We start from the raw sequence: 1164 nt of genomic DNA, 5'->3' as shown, positions 1-1164 counted from the left end.
CGCATGGCGGCCAAGCAGTACTTTCTTCAGCACGTCAACCAGAACACGGTCTTTTTCCATAACCTGAGGGAAAAGCTCGATTATCTTGTGACGGAAGGCTACTACGAGCAGGAGGTGCTGGATCAGTATTCCTTCAATTTCGTGCGCGATCTCTTTGACCACGCCTATGCGAAAAAGTTCCGTTTTCCGACCTTCCTCGGCGCCTTCAAATACTACACAAGCTACACGCTGAAGACCTTCGATGGAAAGCGCTATCTCGAGCGCTACGAAGACCGCATCTGCATGGTCGCGCTGACGCTGGCGCAGGGCAGCGAGCAGATTGCGCGCGATCTGGTCGACGAGATCATCTCAGGCCGGTTTCAGCCGGCGACGCCGACCTTCCTCAATGCCGGCAAGAAGCAGCGTGGCGAACTGGTTTCGTGTTTCCTGCTGCGTGTCGAAGACAACATGGAATCGATTGGCCGCGCCATCAATTCCGCGCTGCAGCTGTCGAAGCGCGGCGGCGGCGTCGCTCTGTCGCTCACCAATATCCGCGAGGCCGGTGCGCCGATCAAGCATATCGAGAACCAGTCGTCCGGCATCATTCCTGTCATGAAGCTACTGGAAGACTCCTTCTCCTACGCCAACCAGCTTGGGGCGCGGCAGGGCGCGGGCGCTGTCTATCTCAACGCTCACCATCCCGACATCATGCGCTTCCTCGATACCAAGCGCGAAAATGCCGACGAGAAGATCCGCATCAAGACGCTGTCGCTCGGCGTGGTCATTCCGGACATTACCTTCGAGCTCGCGAAGAACAACGAGGATATGTACCTCTTTTCACCCTATGACGTGGAGCGCGTCTATGGCGTGCCGTTTACCGAGATTTCGGTGACGGAGAAGTATCGCGAGATGGTCGCCGACAGCCGCATCCGCAAGAAGAAGATCAAGGCGCGCGAATTTTTCCAGGTGATCGCCGAGATCCAGTTCGAGAGCGGCTATCCCTACATCATGTTCGAAGACACGGTGAACCGCGCCAATCCGGTTGCCGGCCGCATCACTATGAGCAATCTCTGCTCGGAAATTCTGCAGGTCAGCGAAGCCAGTGAGTATAACGACGACCTCTCCTACAAGCGTATGGGCAAGGACATCTCCTGCAATCTCGGTTCTCTGAATATTGCTGCCGCA

At 56.4% G+C, this 1164-nt stretch carries 1 protein-coding gene; it reads left to right on the top strand.

Annotated features, from left to right (window positions below):
* Nucleotides 1–1164, top strand: a 1164-nt coding sequence (locus AC13QY_RS32050) for a ribonucleotide reductase N-terminal alpha domain-containing protein (protein WP_488494573.1), incomplete at both ends; no start/stop codon positions are given.

The sequence above is a fragment of the Martinezella sp. CNPSo 3795 genome (assembly GCF_057784475.1).
This window is presented reverse-complemented; position numbering and strand designations above follow the sequence as displayed.